Source organism: Tenacibaculum piscium, from assembly GCF_021390755.1.
Classification (GTDB): Bacteria; Bacteroidota; Bacteroidia; order Flavobacteriales; family Flavobacteriaceae; genus Polaribacter; species Polaribacter piscius.
Map to the genome: position 1 here is coordinate 393,681 of NZ_JAJGWR010000002.1, position 21,886 is coordinate 415,566.

General features: G+C 31.3%; 20 protein-coding genes and 1 riboswitch. Of the genes, 6 read left to right on the top strand and 14 right to left on the bottom strand.

Going from position 1 to position 21,886, the window contains the following annotated elements; genetic code table 11:
* Positions 1–40 precede the first annotated feature (40 nt).
* From L0U72_RS05875 to L0U72_RS05890, 4 genes are read left to right on the top strand one after another with little or no spacing between them, the layout of a single operon-like run.
* Positions 41–373 carry a hypothetical protein gene (locus L0U72_RS05875; RefSeq protein ID WP_233861692.1) on the top strand — a complete coding sequence of 111 codons (333 nt, stop codon included), beginning with the start codon at positions 41–43 and terminating at the stop codon, positions 371–373.
* A 3-nt stretch (positions 374–376) separates the two neighbouring features.
* The gene (locus L0U72_RS05880; protein ID WP_101918454.1) at positions 377–679 is read left to right on the top strand and encodes a hypothetical protein; all 303 of its coding nucleotides are present in this window, start codon (positions 377–379) and stop codon (positions 677–679) included.
* Positions 679–2,748, top strand: a complete 2,070-nt coding sequence (locus tag L0U72_RS05885) for a PepSY-associated TM helix domain-containing protein (protein WP_233898648.1) — start codon at positions 679–681, stop codon at positions 2,746–2,748. Before L0U72_RS05880 ends, L0U72_RS05885 begins: the two co-directional genes overlap by 1 nt.
* A 10-nt stretch (positions 2,749–2,758) precedes the next feature.
* Positions 2,759–3,280: a flavodoxin gene (locus tag L0U72_RS05890; RefSeq protein WP_101918456.1), complete on the top strand. Its 522-nt coding sequence runs from the start codon at positions 2,759–2,761 to the stop codon at positions 3,278–3,280.
* Here the strand turns inward: L0U72_RS05890 and L0U72_RS05895 are convergent.
* The 14 genes from L0U72_RS05895 to L0U72_RS05960 all read right to left on the bottom strand — a co-directional run bounded on the left by L0U72_RS05895 (position 3,277) and on the right by L0U72_RS05960 (position 18,818).
* Positions 3,277–3,615 (bottom strand): 2Fe-2S iron-sulfur cluster-binding family protein, encoded by a 339-nt coding sequence (locus tag L0U72_RS05895; RefSeq protein ID WP_101918457.1) that lies wholly within the window; start codon positions 3,613–3,615, stop codon positions 3,277–3,279. The two genes, L0U72_RS05890 and L0U72_RS05895, sit on opposite strands and share 4 nt — an antisense overlap.
* Positions 3,616–3,617: 2 nt before the next feature.
* On the bottom strand, positions 3,618–4,514 hold the full coding sequence (locus L0U72_RS05900) for a sterol desaturase family protein (RefSeq protein WP_233898649.1): 897 nt from the start codon (positions 4,512–4,514) through the stop codon (positions 3,618–3,620).
* A gap of 13 nt (positions 4,515–4,527) precedes the next feature.
* Entirely contained in the window at positions 4,528–5,583 is a 1,056-nt protein-coding gene (locus L0U72_RS05905; RefSeq protein WP_233898650.1) for an NAD(P)/FAD-dependent oxidoreductase, read from the bottom strand.
* A gap of 1 nt (position 5,584) precedes the next feature.
* Positions 5,585–6,175 carry a precorrin-2 dehydrogenase/sirohydrochlorin ferrochelatase family protein gene (locus tag L0U72_RS05910; RefSeq protein ID WP_233885161.1) on the bottom strand — a complete coding sequence of 197 codons (591 nt, stop codon included), beginning with the start codon at positions 6,173–6,175 and terminating at the stop codon, positions 5,585–5,587.
* Complete coding sequence (cobA, locus tag L0U72_RS05915; RefSeq protein ID WP_233898651.1) at positions 6,172–6,939, bottom strand: uroporphyrinogen-III C-methyltransferase; 768 nt, start codon at positions 6,937–6,939, stop codon at positions 6,172–6,174. The genes L0U72_RS05910 and cobA overlap by 4 nt, the downstream gene beginning before the upstream one ends.
* A gap of 14 nt (positions 6,940–6,953) precedes the next feature.
* On the bottom strand, positions 6,954–9,062 hold the full coding sequence (locus L0U72_RS05920; RefSeq protein ID WP_233898652.1) for a nitrite/sulfite reductase: 2,109 nt from the start codon (positions 9,060–9,062) through the stop codon (positions 6,954–6,956).
* Positions 9,063–9,113: 51 nt separating this feature from the next.
* Positions 9,114–10,361: a sulfate adenylyltransferase subunit 1 gene (locus L0U72_RS05925; protein WP_233898653.1), complete on the bottom strand. Its 1,248-nt coding sequence runs from the start codon at positions 10,359–10,361 to the stop codon at positions 9,114–9,116.
* Between the two features lie 90 nt (positions 10,362–10,451).
* Positions 10,452–11,423, bottom strand: coding sequence for a sulfate adenylyltransferase subunit CysD (cysD, locus tag L0U72_RS05930; RefSeq protein WP_233898654.1), 972 nt, complete (start codon positions 11,421–11,423; stop codon positions 10,452–10,454).
* A gap of 16 nt (positions 11,424–11,439) precedes the next feature.
* Positions 11,440–12,066 (bottom strand): phosphoadenosine phosphosulfate reductase domain-containing protein, encoded by a 627-nt coding sequence (locus tag L0U72_RS05935; RefSeq protein ID WP_193700166.1) that lies wholly within the window; start codon positions 12,064–12,066, stop codon positions 11,440–11,442.
* Entirely contained in the window at positions 12,066–12,341 is a 276-nt protein-coding gene (locus tag L0U72_RS05940) for a DUF2061 domain-containing protein (RefSeq protein WP_101917510.1), read from the bottom strand. Before L0U72_RS05940 ends, L0U72_RS05935 begins: the two co-directional genes overlap by 1 nt.
* A 137-nt stretch (positions 12,342–12,478) precedes the next feature.
* Entirely contained in the window at positions 12,479–12,886 is a 408-nt protein-coding gene (locus L0U72_RS05945; RefSeq protein ID WP_233862192.1) for an RrF2 family transcriptional regulator, read from the bottom strand.
* A 59-nt stretch (positions 12,887–12,945) separates the two neighbouring features.
* Positions 12,946–14,127, bottom strand: coding sequence for a trans-sulfuration enzyme family protein (locus L0U72_RS05950; RefSeq protein WP_233898655.1), 1,182 nt, complete (start codon positions 14,125–14,127; stop codon positions 12,946–12,948).
* A gap of 19 nt (positions 14,128–14,146) precedes the next feature.
* Entirely contained in the window at positions 14,147–17,542 is a 3,396-nt protein-coding gene (thrA, locus tag L0U72_RS05955) for a bifunctional aspartate kinase/homoserine dehydrogenase I (RefSeq protein WP_233898656.1), read from the bottom strand.
* 1 nt (position 17,543) lies between these two features.
* On the bottom strand, positions 17,544–18,818 hold the full coding sequence (locus tag L0U72_RS05960) for an O-acetylhomoserine aminocarboxypropyltransferase/cysteine synthase family protein (protein WP_233898657.1): 1,275 nt from the start codon (positions 18,816–18,818) through the stop codon (positions 17,544–17,546).
* Positions 18,819–18,940: 122 nt separating this feature from the next.
* A riboswitch (SAM riboswitch) is annotated at positions 18,941–19,065 on the bottom strand.
* Positions 19,066–19,257: 192 nt separating this feature from the next.
* Between L0U72_RS05960 and pip the strand changes: the two genes are divergently transcribed.
* Complete coding sequence (gene pip, locus L0U72_RS05965; protein ID WP_233898658.1) at positions 19,258–20,277, top strand: prolyl aminopeptidase; 1,020 nt, start codon at positions 19,258–19,260, stop codon at positions 20,275–20,277.
* A 190-nt stretch (positions 20,278–20,467) separates the two neighbouring features.
* On the top strand, positions 20,468–21,883 hold the full coding sequence (locus L0U72_RS05970) for a TolC family protein (RefSeq protein WP_233862229.1): 1,416 nt from the start codon (positions 20,468–20,470) through the stop codon (positions 21,881–21,883).
* The last annotated feature ends 3 nt before the right edge of the window (positions 21,884–21,886 follow it).

A 21,886-nucleotide genomic window follows, 5' to 3' on the forward strand; every position in this document is an offset into this window, starting at 1 on the left:
CACTGTGTTTTTTATTCAGTGTGGTTTAATTTCTATAAAAATGATCGTCTTAATTATTTTATTAAATTTCTTAGGAAGTTTTTGTTTGTACAATACTTCTGAAAAAGCAATATTAAATAATAATATATTTATTGAAAAATGGCTACAAGAAAATAATTTAAAAGCAAAGATTATAGGTATAATATGCTACATTATTTCTTTAGTGTTCTCAATTAACCACTTTGGAATTACCGCAGGTATTTTATATTTATTAATAACAACAACGGTAATACTTTCTTTACTAATTATTGGTATGCCAACTCAAAGAATACATTATAAATACATTTTTATCACCTTTTTTGTTTTGTTTATTATTCAATTTTTAAACCTATAGAAAATGCCAGCAAACCCCAAATATTTAACAAAATCACCAGGGCAAAAATTCGCTAAATTATCCGCAGGTATTTTAGGTGGTTATATTATTACTGCATTAATCCACATGATTTTTGCGCTTATACTTCCATATCATGTAGAGGTCATCATTTTTTCAACATTCACATTTTTTATGATTTGGGTTGTAATGCTTATTATTCCTTATTTATTTATTAATGGATGGAAAATTTGGGCTGGTTATTTAGGTATTATTATACTTTTATATGGGCTCTATTATATTGCTAATCAACAAAATCCTTTTATATAATGAGTAAAAGAAATTATAGTGTTTTTTTTAATACACATACTGTAAGCGGAATAATAATAAGTATCGGTTTATACATCATTTTTTTTGCTGGTTCTTTTTCTTTTTTTAAAGATGAAATTAAACTTTGGGAACAGGGAAAAGAAATAAAACACCATACTGTTTTAGCAACTAATTACAATGCTGTTTTAGAGCAGTTAAATACAACAGAAAATCTTCAGGGTAGAGATGTTTCGATTACACTAACTCAAGATAATGATAAAGTTAGAGTTCGTTTAGGTGCAACAAAAGATACGATTACAAATCCTAAAGGAACTACGTCTAAATTTTATTATCTAAATTTAAATGATTTTTCAACAAAGAACTATCAACAAAATTACAGTTTATCCGAGTTTTTATACCGATTACATTTTCTAGATCAAATTCCTCGTCCGATTGGTCTTTATTTGTCTGGTTTTATTGCTTTTTTCTTTGTTTTTGCGATTGTTACAGGAATAATTGTTCATTGGAATAAAATAATTTCAAACTTTTATACTTTTAATCCAAAAATAATACTAAACAGATTGTGGGCAGATGCACATACTGCTTTAGGAGTGATTGGTTTACCATTTCAATTTATGTATGGGATAACAGGTGCTTTTTTTATGATTAAAATTTTTATTTTAATCCCTGCAACACTTTTATATGGTGGAGATAAAGACAAAATGATTACTGCTATATTACCTGAAACAAAATCGTATAAGTGGCAGTCAGCATCAACAGCAAATCCGATTAAAATAAATACGATACTTAAACAAACCACTAAACTTTGGGAGGATACTCAAATTACACGTTTTTCAGTTTCTAATTATGGAGGAACTAATATGAAATATAGTATTGAGGGAAGTTTAGATAGTAAAAAGCGTTTTGCAGGAACTGGAAGAGTTATTTATAATTCTTATACAGGTGCTATTATTTCACATAAAAATCCAAATAAATTAAACTATATAGAAGATGTTTTAAATATACAATACCGCCTACACTTTGCAGATTATGGTGGAATTTCAACTAAAATTTTCTATTTTATCTTTGGTTTACTTACTTGTTTTGTAATTATTACGGGCGTATTAGTTTATGTCGAAGCACGGAATAAAAAAAGTAAAACGCTAAAACAACGATTATACACAGCAAAAGTAGGTCATATATATCTTGCTATTTGCTTATCAATGTTTCCTGTAACTGCCTTAGCATTTTTATTTTCAAGAATAACCTATGGTACATTTGAAAATCCTAAAAATGCGATATATTGGTTTTACTTTATCTCTTGGCTTGTTTTTACACTTTATTTTAGATTTAAGCGTGATAATTATTTCACTAATAAGGCTTGTTTACTATTAGGAGCTATTTTTGGTTTTTTAGTTCCTATTTTAAACGGGATTACTTCTAATAATTGGTTTTGGAAAATGTATGCTAATCATCAGTACGAAATTTTTACTGTTGATATCTTTTGGATAGTACTATCCTCATTTGCCTTACTTTTTTATTTGAAAATAAAACCAAGTATAAAAGAACAAAGTTCATTTTATAAAAACCCCATTGATTACAAAAATTTAGAAGTTGAAAAAAAGGAAGATTCTATAAAAATAACGACGCTTTCTAAAAATAAAAAAAACAATTATATACCTATGAAAACAAAAATTATTAGTCTTTGGATATTGATTATCTTCGGATATATTTTTCATCATATTTACGGATTAGCAACCGTATTTTTTAATCAAACTGTTTTTATTGATGGGTCAACTGGTGAAACGCCAATGTGGGCACATCAATGGCGTATTTTAATGGAAGGAACGGCATTTTTATTTGCTTTATTAACCCTTCAATTATCAAAAAATTGGTTTAAAATAACATCCTTAATTTGGGCAATAATTGTTGCATTATTTAACTGTTATCATGTCATTGAAGAGGTAATAGGACATCCGAACGAACTTTCAAAAATATGGATATTATTACTTACTGCCATTGCTAGTATACTTTTAGTTGTAAACTTAAACCAGTGGAGAAAAACAGCTTTTATAAAAAAACAATCTTAAAAAACAAACTATGAAAACAATCGGTTTAATTTATGGATCAGATACAGGAATGACGGAAGAAATTACGAATTCTATTGTAGATCAGTGGAGTTATAGCGATATAAAAGTAATCGAAGTATCAGAGGCTAAAAAATCAGATTTTGAACAATTTGATGTTCTTATTTTAGGATTATCTACTTGGTATGATGGTGATTTACAAAGTGATTGGGAAGCTTATTTTGATGAATTTAAAACCATCAATTTCACCAATAAAACAGTTGCTATTTACGGATTAGGAGATCAATATGGTTATGGTGAATATTTTATAGATGGTGTTGGAATGCTTGCTGAAGTAATTTTAAAAAATGGTGGAAATATTACTGGTTTTTGGCCAGTAAAAGGCTATGATTTTACAGCATCAAAAGCACTTTACAACAATGATTATTTCTATGGATTAGCCCTTGATGAAGATAATCAACCCGAATACACCCAACAAAGAATTACAGATTGGCTTTCAATTTTAGAAGATCAATTTTCAATATTATTGAATTAGCTCTCAGGAGCTAATTCAATTTCTAAACCATCCATTTCGGGTCTTATTGGTAATTGGCAACCTAAACGGCTATTATCTTCTACATGAAAAGCTTCGGCAAGCATTGCGTCTTCATCATCGCCCATTTCAGGCAATTCATGTGCCGATTTCACATAACATTGACAAGAAGCACACATTGCCATTCCGCCACAAATTCCGATAGTTCCTTCAGGAGCTAGCTCGTAGGAACGAACAACTTCCATTAAATTCATTGCCATATCGGTTGGTGCAATAACTTCGTGTAATACGCCTTCTCGATCGGTTATTTTTAGTGTAATATCTTGTAGTACTTCCATTTTTACAAATTCATTTTTTTACGTAACGTTTTCGCGCGATGATCTTCGCCATCGTGTGACCAACCAGGTGAATTAAATATATAATTTAATTTGTCTGAAAACTTATTGGCGCGTTTAACATCTTTCCAAATAGCAACATATTCATGTGTTGCTACTTTTATAGGATTTTTAGTTTCAATATTTACTGTTAACCCATAAACAGGTTTTTCAACAATTTTTAATTCTTTTGAAAAAGTACCAAAAAGTCGATCCCAAATAATTAAAATACCTGCATGATTACAATCTAAATATCGAATATTAGACGCATGATGCACTCTGTGATGTGAAGGTGTGTTAAATATAAATTCAATTGGTTTGGGTAATTTATCAACCAATTCTGTATGTACAAAAAATTGATATATTAAACTAATTCCCATCATGGTAAACATCATTAATGGATCAAAACCCAATAAGGGTATCCACAACCAAAAAAAGAATTTATGAATTCGCTCTCCTACACCTTGGCGCAATGCAGTTCCTAAATTCATATATATTGATGAATGATGCGGTACATGCCCTGCCCAAAACAACCGCACTTCATGGTTTAAGCGATGAAACCAATAGTATGAAATATCATCGGCAAATAGCAATAAAATCCAAGCCCACCATTGACGTTGAACAACATCTTTAAATGGGCTGATTTCATGTATATATACAAATACAATAAAAGCTAAAATCTTTGGAATAAATTCTATAATAGCCGAAAAAACCATCATTAATAGCGATATTCCAGTATCTTTTAGCTGGTATTTTTCTTTTGCGAATTGATATTCAACAAACATGCTTATAAAAAATATAGGCAAGGCAAAATACAAGAGTTTATCTTCTGATAATTGCGCTATATATTCGATAAAAATCATGTTTAAAAAACGTTTATTCTATTTTTTTAATCACCGCCTTTGGCGCTTCTTTTCGAGTTCCATCAAAACCATCAACACCGCCTACTGTGGTGTATTTCATTACGTATTTTTTATCTGGATAAATAATTTTAAACGCACTTTGACACATTAAAGTTGCTTCGTGAAAACCACATAAAATCAACTTTAATTTCCCAGGATAGGTATTTACATCGCCAATGGCATAAATTCCTGGAATATTTGTTTGATAATCTAACGCATTATTTACTTTAATCGCATTTTTTTCAATCTCTAAGCCCCAATTTCCGATAGGTCCTAATTTAGGTGATAAACCAAAAAGAGGTATAAAATGATCACAGTTTAGTGTGTATTCTTCTTTATCTTTTTCAGCAATTACAACGCCTTCAATATGGTTCTGCCCAATAATTCCTTTTATTTCCGCAGGTGTTATTAAGTTGATTTTTCCTGCATCTTTTAATTCTTGCACTTTATCAACAGAATCTAAGGCACCACGAAATTCATTTCTTCGGTGAACTAAAGTAACCGATTTTGCAATGTCGGTTAAAAAAATTGACCAATCTAAAGCAGAATCTCCACCACCAGCAATTACCACGTTTTTATTGCGATATAATTCTGGTTCTTTAATCATGTATTCCACGCCCTTATCTTCAAAATCAGCGATGTTTGGAATGGGTGGTTTTCTTGGTTCAAAACTTCCTAAACCTCCTGCAATTGCTACTACGGGTGCTTGGTGTTGTGTTCCTTTATTGGTGGTTACCAGAAAACTTCCGTCTTCTTGTTTCTCGATAGTTTCGGCACGTTCGCCTAAGGTAAATCCTGGTTCAAATTGCTTGATTTGTTCCATTAATTTATCCGTTAAATCACCTGCTAAAATCTCAGGATATGCAGGAATATCATAAATCGGTTTCTTCGGATAAATCTCCGAACATTGCCCTCCTTGTTGTGGCAATGCATCAATTAAATGACAGCGTAATTTTAGTAATCCTGCTTCAAAAACAGTAAATAATCCTGTTGGACCTGCCCCTATAATTAGAATATCTGTTGTAATCATGTTACTTTATTTTTTCTACTAAACTTTTGGTAAATTCGTTTAATGTTTCAACTTTGTGTTCAAAATCGCCTTTCAGCGTTTTTCTATATTTGTTTAAATTTTGTACTAAATCGTCAATATTATCAGGAATTACTTCTTCAAAAAATTGACGTAATCTTTTAGCAGTTGTCGGCGATTTTCCATTGGTAGAAATAGCAATTTTCACATTTCCTTTTGTTACGATTCCTCCCATATAAAAATCACAATATGGTGGATTATCAGCTACATTTACTAAAATATTTTTTTCTTTACAGTTTTTATATACACTTATATTAACAGGTACATTATCTGTAGTGGCAATAACAATATGTTTGTTTTCTAGATATTTTTCTTGATAAATATCATTAATCATTTCTATTGCATATTTATTTGCAAATGCTATTGTTTCTTCTCTAAAAAAAGGAGCAACCATTTTAACTTTTGCATTTGGGCTAGACTTTAATAAAAAAGTTAATTTTTCTAAAGCTACATTCCCACCACCTACAATCAATACATTAAGCTGATCCATTTTTAAAAAAATAGGATACAGATTATTTCTTTCTTGACCTATCATGCTAATGCAGTTGTTTTTATTTGTGCTTGTACTTGCTGTAATTCTTGTCTGTGTTTTACAACCTCTCCTAATACAATAATTGCAGGATTTTCTAGTTGCTTATCAAGCACAATTTGCTCAATAGTATCAACAGTTCCTACGCCTATTTTTTCTTCGGATGTAGTGCCGTTTTGAATAATTGCGACGGGTAAATCATGTTTATTTTCATGTTGAAAAAGACTTACAATTTCTGATAATTTACCCATTCCCATTAAAATAACAATTGTTGCGCTAGATTTTGCAGCTAACGCAACGTCATTTGAAATTAAATGTTGTTTTGTTGTACCTGTTATTACCCAAAAGCTTTCTGAATATCCACGTTTTGTTAACGGTATATTTTGTGATGCTGGCACGGCTAATGATGATGAAATTCCTGGAACAACGGCTACTTCCAAGCCAAATTTTACTGCATATTCCATTTCTTCCGAGCCACGTCCAAAAATAAAAGGATCACCTCCTTTTAAACGTACCACATGACCATGTGATTTTGCTCGAGCTACAATTAATTCATTAATTTGCTCTTGCTGATAACTATAACAGCCTCTTCGTTTTCCTACGAAAATAACTTCTGCCTTAGGGTTTATGTATGATAACAATTCGTCATTTACCAAAGCGTCATATAAAACAACATCTGCTTGTTTTAAAACTTTAACTGCTTTTAAAGTTATTAAATCAACATCACCAGGTCCTGCACCAACTACGGTTAATTTTGGTAAATTTCTCATTGTTAATTACTTATTTAATTTTCTAATGCTAATTTTCTGTAAGAATCTACTGCTTTGTAAAAAGCTTTTGTATTTGCTAAATATTCGCTAGCAAATGCTTCAGTAGGTTCGTTTTCTTTTAGTTGATATATAAACTCAGTAAAAGAAGTTGATACAGGTAAAGATATTTTGTTTGTTTCAACAAATACTTTATCAAAATTAGTTATAATTCCTGCTTGTGTATTTGTTTTTTCTCCTTCAGCAGTTAATAAAGCTTTTGCAGTATTAACAATTGCTGAATATGAATGATAAATACTATCTGACCATTGTTTTTCATTTAAAGCTGCACCTGCATTTTCAATTTTCTCTTCACTTTCAAATAAAAGTGTAGCGATTAAATCGATAACAACACCAGCACATTCACCAACTCCAATTGCTTTTACATAATTTTCATCATGTCCCCAATCAATAAAATCATCTTCGGATAAATTAGAGGTATCCGACAAATGTTTTAACAAATCATAGAAATATGTTTTTCCTTTTCTATCATAATATGTTAAAAAATGCTCATTATCATCTTTATTATCTTCAAAATTATTTAATAAAATACGTAAGGATTCTGGTCCTCTTTTACTCGGTATTTTTACTAATTTATCAGAAAAACGCCCTTTTCCATTACCAATTACACCACCACCAACTAAAACTTGTAAAGCAGGTGCTAATAAATTACCAACTTTTACAGACATTCCTTGAAAACCAATGTGAGCCATATTATGTTGACCACAAGCATTCATACATCCACTAATTTTAATAGCAAGCTCTTTATTGTTTACATACTCAGGATATTCCGATTTTAAAACACGCTCTAATTCTGTAGCAATACCTGTACTACTAGAAATACCTAAGTTACAAGTATCTGTTCCAGGACAAGCTGTAATATCATTTAAGCTATTGTAACCTGCTTCTGTAAATCCTAACTTATTTAATTCTGTATAAAAGAAAGGTAACGATTCTTCACGGATATGACGAATTAATATGTTTTGACGTAAAGTAAAACGTAATTCGTTTGCACCGTATTTTTTAATCAAATCAGCTAATAAACGTGCTTTATCAGTATAAAAATCACCTAAATGAACTTTAATTCCAATAGCAAATAAACCTGCTTGCTTTTGTTTGATAACATTTGACTGTTTCCATTTATTATAGCTTTCTTCATCATCGATAGTTACTGAAGGAATTTCAGCAGTTTCAAATGTGATTTCTTGCTCAAAAGCAGTAGTATCTACTGGATAAGTACTGTATGAAAATGATTTTTGCTCTTCTTTAACTAATTGTAAAAAAGCTTCAACACCTAAATCTTTTATTAAAAACTTTAAACGAGCTTTTGCTCTTTTTGCACGTTCTCCGTATCTATCAAAAACACGTAAAACACCTTCAATAGTAGGAATTAATAAATCTGCTGGTAAAAATTCATAAATAACATCGGCATGACGAGGCTGTGAACCTAATCCACCGCCTAATAAAACTTTAAATCCTTTAACATCTTGCCCATCAATATTTTTTATTTTGGCGATAAAACCTAAATCGTGCATAAAACTTAACGCTGTATCTTCATCCGTAGCTGAAAACGACATTTTAAATTTTCGTCCCATTTCTTGACAAATTGGATTTCTTAAGAAAAATTTAAACGTAGCATCGGCATAGGGCGACACATCAAAAGGTTCATTTACATCAATTCCTGCGGTTTCCGATGCGGTTATATTTCGAACCGCATTTCCACAAGCTTCTCGTAAAGTAATGTCATCTTTTTCTAATTGCGCCCATAATTCTGGCGTTCTATCTAAACTCACATGATGAATTTGGATATCCTGACGCGTTGTAATATGCAAACGCCCACGAGAATATTCGTCAGAAACATCGGCAATTCGATGTAATTGTTCACTAGAAACTTTTCCGTAAGGTAACTTTATACGAATCATTTGCACGCCTAATTGACGCTGTCCGTAAACTCCTCGTGCTAATCGTAAACTACGAAAGCGTTCTTCATCAATCTTTCCTTCTTTAAAAAGTTCAATTTTTCGTGCTAATTCTAGAATGTCTTTTTCTACAATTGGGTTTTCTATTTCGGTTCTAAAACTTTGCATAATTTTATTAGGTATCCGCTTTTAAAAGCGTTTTATTTTGATATAATTTGATTACTCTATAAAGCCAACTCCTGCGGTATTATTGGTTTTCGGATCGATTAAAATAAACGAACCTGTTGCTTTATTTTTACTATAACTATCAAAAAACAACGGTTTATTTACTTTTAAAGAAACTTCGCCAATTGCATTTAAAACCAATTCTGATGGGTTTTCTTCTTTCCCCGAAAAATCGGTTTTTATAATTGATGTTAAAGCAGTTATTTTTGCCTGCACTTCATTTACGCCATGTTTTATAATGTATTTTGAAGATGCTTGTAAAGGCGTTTTATCCATCCAACAAATAGTGGCATTTAATTGTTTTGCAATGCTTGGTTCTTGGTCTTTTTTAACCAACATATCGCCTCTACTGATATTTATATTATCTTCTAAAGTGATGGTTATTGAACTTCCCTGAGTTGCTTTTTGATATTCTTTATCGAAAAAGTGAATGCTTTTTATTTTAGATTTTGTTTCAGAAGGTAATACCGTAATGGTATCGCCAACGGCTAAATCGCCACCATAAATTTTACCAGCATACCCTCTAAAATCGTGATATTCTTCTGTTTTTGGTCTGATAACCGTTTGCACAGGAAAACGCATTTGAGACGCTTCTGAAACATCTTCAAATTCTAAGGTTTCTAAATGATTTAATAAAGTTTCACCTTTATACCAAGGCATTTTAGTTGAAGCATCCACAACATTATCACCTTTTAATGCCGAAATAGGAATAAAGGTTAATTGTTGATTTTCATACCCACTTTTACTTGCTAAATCTTGAATTTCTTTTTTGATTTCATTGAATTTATCCTCAGAAAAATCAACCAAATCCATTTTATTAACTGCAATTACCACGTCTTTTACTCGTAATAAGGTATTGATAAAAAAATGACGGTACGTTTGCTCAACTACGCCATTTCGAGCATCAATTAAAACAATAGAAGCCTGTGAATTAGACGCACCCGTAACCATATTTCGAGTATATTCAATATGTCCAGGCGTATCGGCAATAATAAAACTGGTTGTTGGTGTTGAAAAATAAATATGTGCAACATCAATGGTAATTCCTTGTTCACGTTCGGCAACTAAACCATCAGTTGCTAATGAAAAATCTAAATAATCAAAACCTCTTTGTTTACTTTTTGCTTCAATTGCCTCCAATTTATCGTCGGTTAATGATTTGGTATCATATAAAATACGACCTATTAAAGTACTTTTACCATCATCGACACTTCCTGCTGTTGCTATTTTTAATACGTTCATTTTAGTCTGCTATTGGTTTTTACTGATAATTAAAAACCTAGTTTGTATTCTTTAATTATTATTTTTATTTCTTTAGATAATTAAATCATATTAAAAATAACCTTGTTGTTTACGTTTTTCCATGGCTGCTTCCGAGCGTTTGTCATCAATTCTAGCACCTCTTTCTGAAATGGTTGATTCTTTAATTTCAGCGACTACTTTATCAATACTCACAGCGTCCGACAACACAGCGGCGGTACAACTCATATCGCCAACAGTACGAAAACGCACCATTCTTTCTTCAACAACCTCATCTTCTTCACGATAAACAACGGCATCTTCAGCAGACCAAATCATTCCATCACGAACAAATGTTTTTCTTTTATGCGCAAAATAAATCGATGGAATTTCAATCGCTTCTTTTTGGATATAACTCCAAACATCTAACTCTGTCCAATTTGAAATAGGAAAAACACGCACATTTTGCCCTAAATCAATTCTTCCATTTAAAATATCAAATAACTCAGGACGTTGGTTTTTTTCGTCCCATTGTCCGAAATCATCTCTTACAGAAAAAATACGTTCTTTAGCTCTTGCTTTTTCTTCATCTCTACGAGCACCACCGATACAAGCATCAAACCCGAATTCTTCAATAGCATCTAATAACGTTTCGGTTTGTAGCATATTTCTACTCGCATATTTACCCGTTTCTTCTTTAACCTTTCCGTTATCGATATTATCTTGTACATTTCGAACGATTAATTCCACTCCTAATTCTTTAGCTAAACGGTCTCTAAATTCGATGGTTTCAGGAAAATTATGCCCTGTATCAATGTGCATTAAAGGAAACGGTATTTTCGCTGGATAAAACGCTTTTTGCGCCAATCGAACCAACGTAATACTGTCTTTTCCTCCTGAAAATAATAATACAGGTTTTTCAAACTGCGCTACAACTTCTCTAAAAATATAAATAGCTTCGCTTTCTAAGGCGCCTACTTTTATCGTATTTTCTAAAGTTTTTGATGCTATTTTTGATACTTTTTTTGATATTGTAGCTGTTTTTTCTATTGTTATAATGTCCATAATGATACTCTTATTTTTAAATATGTAAACCGCATTCTCTGTTACTTTCTACCTTTGTTGGATCAAAATATTTGAACTCATTTGGTAATTTATGGGTTTCTAAATACCCATCTAAATCTTCATCCGACCAATGATAAAAAGGACTCACTTTTAAAATTCCATCTTTACTAAAGGATAAAATATCGATACCATCTCTAAAAGCTGTTTGTCCTTTTCGAAGATTGGTAAACCATATTTCAGGCTGATGAATTTTCATAGCTCTTTTAAAAGGTTCTAATTTTACTTGTTCGGTAAATTTTGCATGATTTTGATCATCAACCGAAGGAAGTCCCATAATAACAGTACGATGTGCTACGGTTTGTTTCGGCACATATAAATCAACATTTAAGTGTAATGTTTCAATCAGTTCTTCGGCGTGTTTATAGGTTTGGGGGGTGTTATAACCTGTGTCGCACCAAATAACTTTTATATTGGGACTTTCTTGGGATATTAGGTGTAAAATCGCTACTTCATAAGGTCTAAAGTTTGTGGTAATAATATTTTTTTTATCTAAATTAAAAACCCATTGTACAATTTCTTTTGGACTTAGTTTTGCTAATTTTTTATTTAAAAATTCTAAATTCAATTCGTTTTTTAAGCTCATTATTTCCCCCATTTTATTTTATTCCAAATTCTTTCGTGAAAAAAGTATAATACCATTTTTGTTATTAATTCGATGCTTCCTATTGAAAATGCTAGGGCTAATTCTCCTGTGATAAACCATGATATTAAAACCGTATCTATCGTACCGATTATTCGCCAACTTATTGATTTCACAATACTTCTCCAGGTGTTTTCAGACCCTTTTTCAGTTTGATTATCGGCCTCTTTATTTGGCTTATTTTGTTTTATTTCTTTTATTAATTGTTCTAAAATCATTTCAAAATACTATTTCCCTATCGGGTAACTAGGTTTTAAGATTACAAATGTATTAATTCAAATTAGATAACAAAAAAAATAAAGGTAAAATTTATAAAAAAAACTAAAAATTGTAGTAAAAAAGCATGCAAGAATTTTTATACTAAATCAGCAAGCGTGGTATTTTTCAATACTTGTAAGGTACTATCTCTAACTTGTATCATCAATTTACGAACACCACAAGCCTGTTCATCGGGGCAATCACTACATTTTTCATAATAGTTTAAACTCACGCAAGGTAGCATTGCTATTGGTCCTTCGAGGGTTCTAATAACATCGGTCATTTGTATTTCTGATGCTTCTTTTAGCAGATAATATCCTCCACCTTTTCCTTTTTTCGCACCTAAAAAACCTGCTTTTCGCAATGTGAGTAAAATACTTTCTAAAAATTTATGTGAAATATTTTCACATTCGGAAATAGTGGCTATTTGCATTTTTATTCCGTGTTCTTGCCTAGCAATGTATGTTAGGGCTTTAATTCCGTATTTTGTTTTTTTAGATAGCATACCCCAAAAGTACACTTTTTATTTAATTTTTTATTATTTGTTATTTTTCTAAATTATTTTTATGAGTTATTTTTATGATTTTCTAATGCTTGTTTTAAGTCGTTTATAATATCTATTACATTTTCTAAACCGACAGAACATCGAACTAATCCATCGGTAATTCCTACTTCCAACCGATCAATTTCGCTTAATTTACTGTGTGTTGTTGATGCTGGATGTGTTATAATAGTTCTGGTATCGCCTAAATTTGCTGATAAAGAACACATTTTTATACTGTTTAAAAACTTGCGTCCTGCATTAATGCCTCCTTTTATTTCGAAGGCTACAATATTTCCACCAAATCGCATTTGTTTTTTGGCGATTTCATATTTTGGATGCGATTTTAAAAATGGATATTTCACTAAATTTACCTTCGGATGATTTTCTAAAAACTCCGCTACTTTTAAGGCATTTTCACAATGTTTTTCCACACGAATACTTAATGTTTCTAAACTTTTTGATAAAACCCACGCATTAAAAGGTGACATTGCAGGACCTGTATTTCTTGAAAACAGGTAAATTTCTCGAATTAAATCGGCTTTTCCAACAGTTACTCCGCCTAAAACTCTTCCTTGTCCGTCAATTAATTTGGTTGCCGAATGAATGACTAAATCGGCACCAAAATCAATAGGATTTTGCAAATAAGGCGTCGCAAAACAGTTATCTATTATCAATAATAAGTTATGTTTTGTAGCAATTTCACCAAGCAATTCTAAATCAATAATATCAACTGCTGGATTTGTTGGCGTTTCGGCATATAAAATTGTAGTATTTGGCTGAATTAAACCTTCAATTTTTTCAAGTTGATTTATATTAAAATAGCTCGTTTGAATATTCCATTTTGGAAAGTATTTAGTAAACAAACTATGTGTTGAACCAAATACAGACCTGCACGAAACAATATGATCTCCCGAATTTAACAAGGCTCCGAAAGTCGAAAAAACAGCCGACATTCCTGTAGCAAAAGCATATCCTGCTTCGGCTTTTTCCATCGCTACAATTTTATCTACAAATTCCGTGGTATTAGGGTTTGAAAATCGGCTATATAAATTTTTATCTTTTTCTTCAGCAAAACAAGCACGCATATCTTCTGCATCTTCAAAAACAAAACTAGATGTTAGATATAACGGCGTAGAATGTTCCGAAAATTGTGAACGTTCGGTTTGGTTTCTTATCGCTTGGGTTTCAAATTGATAACTCATATTTGTTGTTTTTTATCTTTTAATGATTTTTTGCCAAGCGTAAAATATCGCCAAAAACACCTCTTGCGGTTACCTTTGCGCCCGCTCCTGCTCCTTGAATAACAATCGGTTTTTCGCCATAAGATTCCGTATAAATTTCAAAAATAACATCCGAACCTTTTAAACTTCCCAAAACAGAATTTGTTGGCACAGAAACTAATTTCACCGTTAAATTTCCTTTTTCTTTAGATAAATCGCCTGATAAATCACCAATATAACGCAATACATGATTGGGTTTTTGTGCGTTTTTTTTCTGCTGAAAAACAGTATTTAAAGCTTTTAAATTCGATAAAAAACCAGCCGAAGAGCTTTCTCTAAATGCTGTCGGAATTAAATTTTCAATGGCAATATCTTCCAATTCATTTTTTAAATCTAACTCACGTGCTAAGATTAATAATTTTCTAGCCACATCATTTCCACATAAATCTTCTCTTGGGTCTGGCTCGGTAAATCCCTTGTCAATTGCTTTTTGAAGTATTTCAGAAAAGGCTACATCATCCGAAGAAAAAGTATTAAATAAATAACTTAACGAACCCGAAAAAACGCCTCTAATTTTGGTGATATTCTCTCCTGAATCGTGTAATAATTTAATCGTATCAATTAACGGCAAACCTGCACCAACATTGGTTTCATACAAGTATGATTTATTATTTTTAGCTAAAGTATCTCTTAATTTTTTATAAAAACTATGCGATACGGTATTGGCTATTTTATTGGAAGAAACCAAATCGAAACCAGCTTCAATTAACGATGTATAATTTTCAATAAATTGATGACTTGCCGTATTGTCAACGGCTATTAAATTTTCTAAATGATGTTCTTTTGCAAAATCGATAACCGTATTTATAGCAGAAATTTCGGTGCTATTTTCTAAATCGATTTCCCAATTTTCATCAATTCCTTTTTCATTTAATAGCAATTTTTTAGAACCTGATACTGCAAAAATATTCAATTGAATTTTCTTTCTTTCAAGTACTGATTTTGTGTTTTCTATAATTTGATTAATTAAAGTTCCCCCCACTAATCCTTTTCCAAAAATGGCGATATTTATTTTTTTAGCAACTCCAAAAACCTGTCCGTGAATAACGTTTAAAGCTTTATGTAATTGCTGTTTTTTAACAACTAAACTCACATTTTTCCCTGAAATTGTGTTGTTAAAAAGCAACGGAACAATTTGATTTTTAATCAACGCATTATACGAATGATGAAATTCACTTAAATCTTGCCCAATAATTGAAATCACCGAAACATCGGCTATAATTGAAATTTGATGTACATCTTTGGTATAAAAATCACTTTCAAATTCTTGCTCTAATGCCTTTATAGCTTCTTCGGATTTACTTTTATCGATCACCAAACCGATGCCTCTTTCCGAAGAACCTTGCGACACAATACTCACACTTATTTCTTTATTACTTAACGCTTTAAAAATACGCGCATCTACGCCAACTTTTCCTAATAAACCTCTTCCTTCAAAATTTAATAGAGCAACATTATCTAAAACAGCAATCGATTTTATGCCTTTTGAAGTTGTTTTAGCCCTAATTAAAGTACCTGAATCGTTGGGTTTAAACGTATTTAAAATCCGAAGATTGATATTTTTTTCCAATAACGGGCTTATTGTTTTTGCATGTAAAATGGTAGCTCCAAAATTGGCTAATTCATTTGCTTCAGAAAAAGAAAGTGTTTCTATTTTTTGAGCATCGGCAACCAAATCGGGGTTTGCGGTAAAAATTCCATCAACATGCGTGTAATTTTGCAATTCATCAGCATTTAAAAAATTCGCCAATAACGATGCTGTATAATTACTTCCATTTCGTCCTAAAGTAGTAGTTTCTCCTTTTAAATTAGAGGCTATAAAACCTGTTACAATAGTTACTGTATTGTTATTTTTCTTAAAATATTTTTGTACATTTTCTTTTGATATTTTTATAATTGGCTGTGCATTTCCAAAATTTTCAGCTGTTTTTAATAGCTTTCTGGCATCGGTAATTTTTGCTGATATCCCTTTTTGCGTTAAAAGTTCAGTAACTGTTTTTGCTGATAAAATTTCTCCTTGTGCTAGAATTTCATCTTTTATTTTTGGGCTAAAATCACCTAATAAAAAAACACCTTCAAAAAGTTTTTCTAAATGTGTAAATTCTGATGAAAAATCAAGCAGTGGCGTTAATTTTGATTGCTCAAATTTAAAAGCTTCAAACTGCTGTTGATAATTTTCATTTTTAGCGGATTTTTCTAAAATTTCTTCTAGTTGATTTGTTGCATTTCCTCTTGCCGAAACAACTACTGCTATTTTTTCTTGATTATTTATTTTTTCTTCAATAATAGAAATCACATTGCTAATTCCGTTATTTGACAACGATTTTCCTCCAAATTTGATTATTTTTATGTTCTTATTTTTTAATTTTGGATTAAAAATTGGGCTGATTATTTTTTCTAATTGCTTGTATTCCATTAAAAAAGCATCGTGTCCGTGTACCGAATTTATTTCATTGTACGTTACATTATCATGTACTAAAGCGAGTTCTTTTTGCGTTTCTCTATTTTCTTCGGCGGTAAAAAACAAATCAGAATCAACGCCAATAATATGAATATCGGCTTCAATTTTTTCTAAAATATCGGCATTATTTTGTCCTTTGGTAACATCAATCGTTTTTAATAATTGATTCATTAATTTATAGGATGCCAACTGATAGCGTTCCTGTAATTTTTCACTGTGATGCAACAACCAACTTTCGACATTAAATATTTCAGAATTTTCCTTTTTTGAGCGATGAAAACGTTCTTTAAAAGATTTTGGCGTTCGGTAACATAGCATAGCGTGCATACGAGCATCATGTACAGGATTGCTTGAATTCACTAAAAATTGTTCTTGAATTTGACAATTTGCAATTAACCAATCGGTAGCTTTCCAATCGGTGGCTATTGGAATGAATTTTTGAGTTATTTTAGGATTTAAAACCGCCATTTCCCAAGCAATTCCACCGCCTAAAGAACCACCAATTAAAGCAAATAATTTTGTTATTTTCAGTTTTTCTAATCCTTTTAAAAATAGTGTTGCAATATCTCTAGCGATAAAATTTTTATACGCATCAATTAAAAAACCATCGTAGCCATTTCCAGGAATATTAAAACATAAAACTGTATATTTAGTCGTATCAATAGCTTTATTTTTTCCGATTAAATCTTTCCACCAGCCATTTTTTGGATTTGCAACATTGCTATTTCCTGTTAATGCGTGATTGATTAAAACCACGGGCGCTGTGCCTAACTCTTTGCCAAAAACTTCATAACTTAAAGGGATTTTTTCGAAAAAAAGTCCATTTTCTGTCGTAAAGTTGGTAATATTTATCTGTAAAAGTTGCTGTATTAACATATTATATTTTTAAAAAAGAGCTGGTTAAATCATTTTTTAAATCCTCAATATTTTCTAATCCTACAGATAAACGAATTAAATCACTGCTAACACCTGCACTTTGTTGTGCTTGTTCGCTTAACTGTTGATGCGTGGTGCTTGCAGGATGAATAATTAAAGATTTTGTATCGCCAATATTGGCTAATAATGAAAATAATTTTGTAGTATCCGCCACTTTTTTAGCCGATTCATAGCCACCTTTTACGCCAAAGGTTACAATACCACTTTGTCCTTTTGGTAAATATTTATCTGCTAATTTTTTATATTTACTACTTTCCAATCCTGGATAATTCACCCAAGCAACCGCTTCTTGATTTTCTAACCATTTGGCTAATTCCAACGCATTTTCACTGTGTTTTTTAATTCTGATGTTTAAGGTTTCCAATCCTTGGATAATATTAAACGCATTTGTTGGGCTTAATGCGCCACCAAAATCACGCAATCCTTCTAAAATTAATTTAAAAGTATAAGAAGATGCGCCTAAAACATCATGATAAACCAGCCCGTGATATCCTGCAGATGGTTCTGTAAATTCTGGGAATTTACCATTTGCCCAATTAAAAGTTCCTGCATCAATTATTGCGCCTCCTAAAGACGTTCCGTGTCCGCCGATATATTTTGTCAATGAATGAATTACGATATTTGCACCGTGCTGAATCGGGTTTAATAACGCTGGAGTTGCTACGGTATTATCAACAATAAAAGGAACTTCGGCTGTTTTTGCATGGTTTGAAATTGCTTTTAAATCTAACACATCTAACTTCGGATTTCCTAAAGATTCAACAAAAAAAGCTCTGGTATTTTCTTGTACTGCTTTGCCGAAATTATCAGGATTGGAAGCGTCAACAAAAGTGGTTGTAATTCCTAATCTCGGTAAAGTAACGCTTAATAAATTGTACGTTCCTCCGTACAAACTGCTCGATGCCACAATGTGGTCGCCTGCTTTTAATAAGGTTAATAATCCTGTTGCAATTGCCGCCGTTCCTGATGCGAAAACTACCGCTCCTATTCCACCTTCTAAACTCGCCAAACGGTCTTGTAAAATCTGATTTGTTGGGTTGTTTAATCGGGTATAAATAAAGCCCAATTCTTTTAATGAAAATAGGTTTGCAGCATGCTCAGAATTGTTAAAAACATACGATGTTGTTTGGTAAATTGGCACCGCGCGTGTTCCTGCGGTTTGTGTTGCGTCGTGTCCTGCGTGTAAGGCGTTTGTTGCAAATTTTTGTGTACTCATTTTTCTTGTTTTTTGAAATAATTAAAATTAAAACAAAAGTTACCTGCACCTAATTATTTTGATGCGCTTACTCGAAAAATGTTATGAAGAAATATAACAATTACAGCGAAGTAATTGTTTTTGAGTTATCTATCCAATTTTAGATAAATGAATCTAAAATTAAGTAGAATTTAGCACCTTCTTTGACTTAAACAAAGGGTTGCTAAGGCTTCACAGGGTCTAATCCCTCCGCCTTTCTTGATAACATTGTCAATAAGTTATTGAACTTTGTGAGGGCAAATATTCAAATATTATATTTTAATATCCTAATTTATTTTGATTTATTTTTAAAAACATCTATTTAGAAACACTTTAACATCAAAAAAACATCGCTCTTAGAACGTTATAAATTTTATTTTCATAAACTTAACAGGCTCTGAATAATCTATTTCTTAAAAAAATGTGTAGAAAAATTTTTATATTCAAGAATCAAAAAGTAAGATTACCCGTATCTTTATCTTTTTTAAACGCAAACTTTCAAGTAACATATATTATGACATCAGAAAAAAACATAGCATCTTATAAAACAGGATATTTCCCTGTTTCTCACGGACACGAACTTTATTTTGAATTATATGGAAATCCAAAAGGGATTCCTGTACTATTTTTGCACGGTGGTCCTGGAGCAGGTTTTGGAGAAAAAGACAAGCAATTTTTTGACCCAGAAAGATATAATGTGCTGTTTTTTGACCAACGAGGAACTTCAAAAAGTAAGCCTTTTGGAAGTATTGAAAATAATACCACCCAACTTCTTTTGGAAGATATTAATGCCTTATTGGATTATGTAAATTTCGAAAAAGTCTATGTTTTTGGCGGTTCTTGGGGAAGCACGCTTTCACTTGTCTATGCAATTCATCATCCAGAGCGTGTTTTAGGATTGATTATTCGAGGAATTTGGTTGGCAAATAAATACGCTTTTGACCATTATATTGGCGGTGGAATTAAAGAATTTTTCCCTGATGTTTGGAATCGTTTTAATAAATTAGTTCCTAAAGGTGAAAACCCTGTGGATTATTATTTAAAAATGATGACTTGCGATGATGAAGAAATCAGCAATAAATATGCGTATGAATGGGCTTTTTATGAAATGTCTTTTTATACAATTAACAAAATTACCGATACCGAAGAAGTTTTAAAAACCTTTTCGTATAAATCAATGGCGATTTTAGAAGCGCATTATATTAAAAATAATTGTTTTATTTCGGAAGATTTTATCATGAATAATATTGATAAAATTAAAGATATTAAAACCGCAATTGTTCACGGACGTTATGATTTTATTTGTACGCCAATTCAAGCTTTCAGATTGCATGAAAGTTTAAATAATTCAACATTAAATATTGAAAACGCAGGACATTCTTCTTCGGATGAACAAAATAAAATTGCGTTAATTTCAGAATTAAAAAGAATTACTTCTTAAAATCATTTTTCATACCTGTTTCAGTAAAGAAATCAAAAAAAACAAGCTTTAAAATACCTGATTTTTAACTTTTTGCAGTTAAAATAGTATCGTTATTTTATTGCTGTTATTTTGACCAAATTTTAACCAAAGTCAAAAGAATTTCCTTTTATTATTAAGATATTTGCATTGCACTTTTAAAACCTTTGCAATGCAAATAAAAATATCAAAAACAACCATACCGCTACTTTTATTGGTAGGATTTTATCCGTTTATGAGTTTCGCTCAACAGCTAAACCCTGTTTTAAAAGAACTTATCAATAAAGGATTACATAAAAGTCATACGGCTAATATTTATAATTTAGATGCCCAAAAAGCTAAAATAGATCAAAAATTAGCAAAATCGGTATTTTTACCCAATGTTACTTTTAACGGAAGTTTTGTACACTTAAACGAACCGATTACTTTTGATAACGATACGCAAAACCTTTTAATGGGAACACAAAAATTACTCATTAAAGAAGCAATCGGTATACCATTTAATAGCGCAATTCCAAGTAGTATTCCTATAAAAAATGTACCAAATCTTCAAGATGAAAATCTTTTAAAAGCGGCAGTTGATGTTGATTGGGTATTATTTAGCGGATTTCAAGCAAGCAACGCCTTAAAAGCAAGCAAGCACAAAGAGGCTTCTTTAACTTATTTGGGAATTGCAGAAAAAGATAAAATCGCCTTAAAAATTATAGAAACTTACGATCAATTAGCCTTGGTCTATGCTTCTAAAAAAGTACTAGCCATTTCTGAAAAATACTTAAACGAACAAGAACATTTTGTGAAAAAAGCGATTGAAAATGGCTTAGCAACGCCTATCAGTCGTAAAAAAATTGAAGTAGCACAGCAACAATTAGCTTCTAAAAAGTTAGCTTTTAATCAAAATAAAACTTTATTAATAGCAGTTTTAGAACAGCTTACTGGCGAAAAAATAAGCCATTTAAAATTGATAAATCCACAATTATTTCCACTAACTTTTAATCAAAATTTATTAGAAAATAACTTTAAAAATACAAATGATACTCCGAATGAAATACGTAATGAAATAAAAGCCTTAAAAGAAGCTGAAAAAGCAACACTTTATAAAGCTAAAATGGAAAAAAATAATTTCATTCCTAAAATAGCCCTAAAAGGACATTATGAATTTTTAGAAGATGATTTATCATTATTAGACCCGAAATGGTATGTAGGCGTTGGCGTAAAATGGAACGCTTTTGATGGTTTTAAAACAACTTTAAACAGTAAAAAAGCGCTTATTGAAAACCTAAAATATAAAGAGCAACGCAAACAGGCGCAAGAAATGATTGCTTTAAGCCTTGTAAAAGCAACACTCGATTATGAATCTTCCGTTCAAAATATTACAATAAGTGAAAAAGAAATTGATTTGACAAACGCCACTTATAATATGATAAATACACAATATAAAAACAATTTAGCCCCAATAAATGATGTCCTAGATGCCTTAACCGATTTAGAAAAAGCAAATTTTAAATTACAAGAATCTTATTTTAAGCAACGAAGAGCCATTACAAACCTGTTACACGCAAAAGGAATTCTTACTTCTTTTTATAATTAATAC

Coding starts and splice junctions, on each gene's coding strand:
- L0U72_RS05875 (WP_233861692.1), top strand. CDS start 41: ATGATCGTCTTAATTATTTTATTAAATTTCTTAGGAAGTTTTTGTTTG.
- L0U72_RS05880 (WP_101918454.1), top strand. CDS start 377: ATGCCAGCAAACCCCAAATATTTAACAAAATCACCAGGGCAAAAATTC.
- L0U72_RS05885 (WP_233898648.1), top strand. CDS start 679: ATGAGTAAAAGAAATTATAGTGTTTTTTTTAATACACATACTGTAAGC.
- L0U72_RS05890 (WP_101918456.1), top strand. CDS start 2,759: ATGAAAACAATCGGTTTAATTTATGGATCAGATACAGGAATGACGGAA.
- L0U72_RS05895 (WP_101918457.1), bottom strand. CDS start 3,615: ATGGAAGTACTACAAGATATTACACTAAAAATAACCGATCGAGAAGGC.
- L0U72_RS05900 (WP_233898649.1), bottom strand. CDS start 4,514: ATGATTTTTATCGAATATATAGCGCAATTATCAGAAGATAAACTCTTG.
- L0U72_RS05905 (WP_233898650.1), bottom strand. CDS start 5,583: ATGATTACAACAGATATTCTAATTATAGGGGCAGGTCCAACAGGATTA.
- L0U72_RS05910 (WP_233885161.1), bottom strand. CDS start 6,175: ATGATAGGTCAAGAAAGAAATAATCTGTATCCTATTTTTTTAAAAATG.
- cobA (WP_233898651.1), bottom strand. CDS start 6,939: ATGAGAAATTTACCAAAATTAACCGTAGTTGGTGCAGGACCTGGTGAT.
- L0U72_RS05920 (WP_233898652.1), bottom strand. CDS start 9,062: ATGCAAAGTTTTAGAACCGAAATAGAAAACCCAATTGTAGAAAAAGAC.
- L0U72_RS05925 (WP_233898653.1), bottom strand. CDS start 10,361: ATGAACGTATTAAAAATAGCAACAGCAGGAAGTGTCGATGATGGTAAA.
- cysD (WP_233898654.1), bottom strand. CDS start 11,423: ATGGACATTATAACAATAGAAAAAACAGCTACAATATCAAAAAAAGTA.
- L0U72_RS05935 (WP_193700166.1), bottom strand. CDS start 12,066: ATGAGCTTAAAAAACGAATTGAATTTAGAATTTTTAAATAAAAAATTA.
- L0U72_RS05940 (WP_101917510.1), bottom strand. CDS start 12,341: ATGATTTTAGAACAATTAATAAAAGAAATAAAACAAAATAAGCCAAAT.
- L0U72_RS05945 (WP_233862192.1), bottom strand. CDS start 12,886: ATGCTATCTAAAAAAACAAAATACGGAATTAAAGCCCTAACATACATT.
- L0U72_RS05950 (WP_233898655.1), bottom strand. CDS start 14,127: ATGAGTTATCAATTTGAAACCCAAGCGATAAGAAACCAAACCGAACGT.
- thrA (WP_233898656.1), bottom strand. CDS start 17,542: ATGTTAATACAGCAACTTTTACAGATAAATATTACCAACTTTACGACA.
- L0U72_RS05960 (WP_233898657.1), bottom strand. CDS start 18,818: ATGAGTACACAAAAATTTGCAACAAACGCCTTACACGCAGGACACGAC.
- pip (WP_233898658.1), top strand. CDS start 19,258: ATGTGTAGAAAAATTTTTATATTCAAGAATCAAAAAGTAAGATTACCC.
- L0U72_RS05970 (WP_233862229.1), top strand. CDS start 20,468: ATGCAAATAAAAATATCAAAAACAACCATACCGCTACTTTTATTGGTA.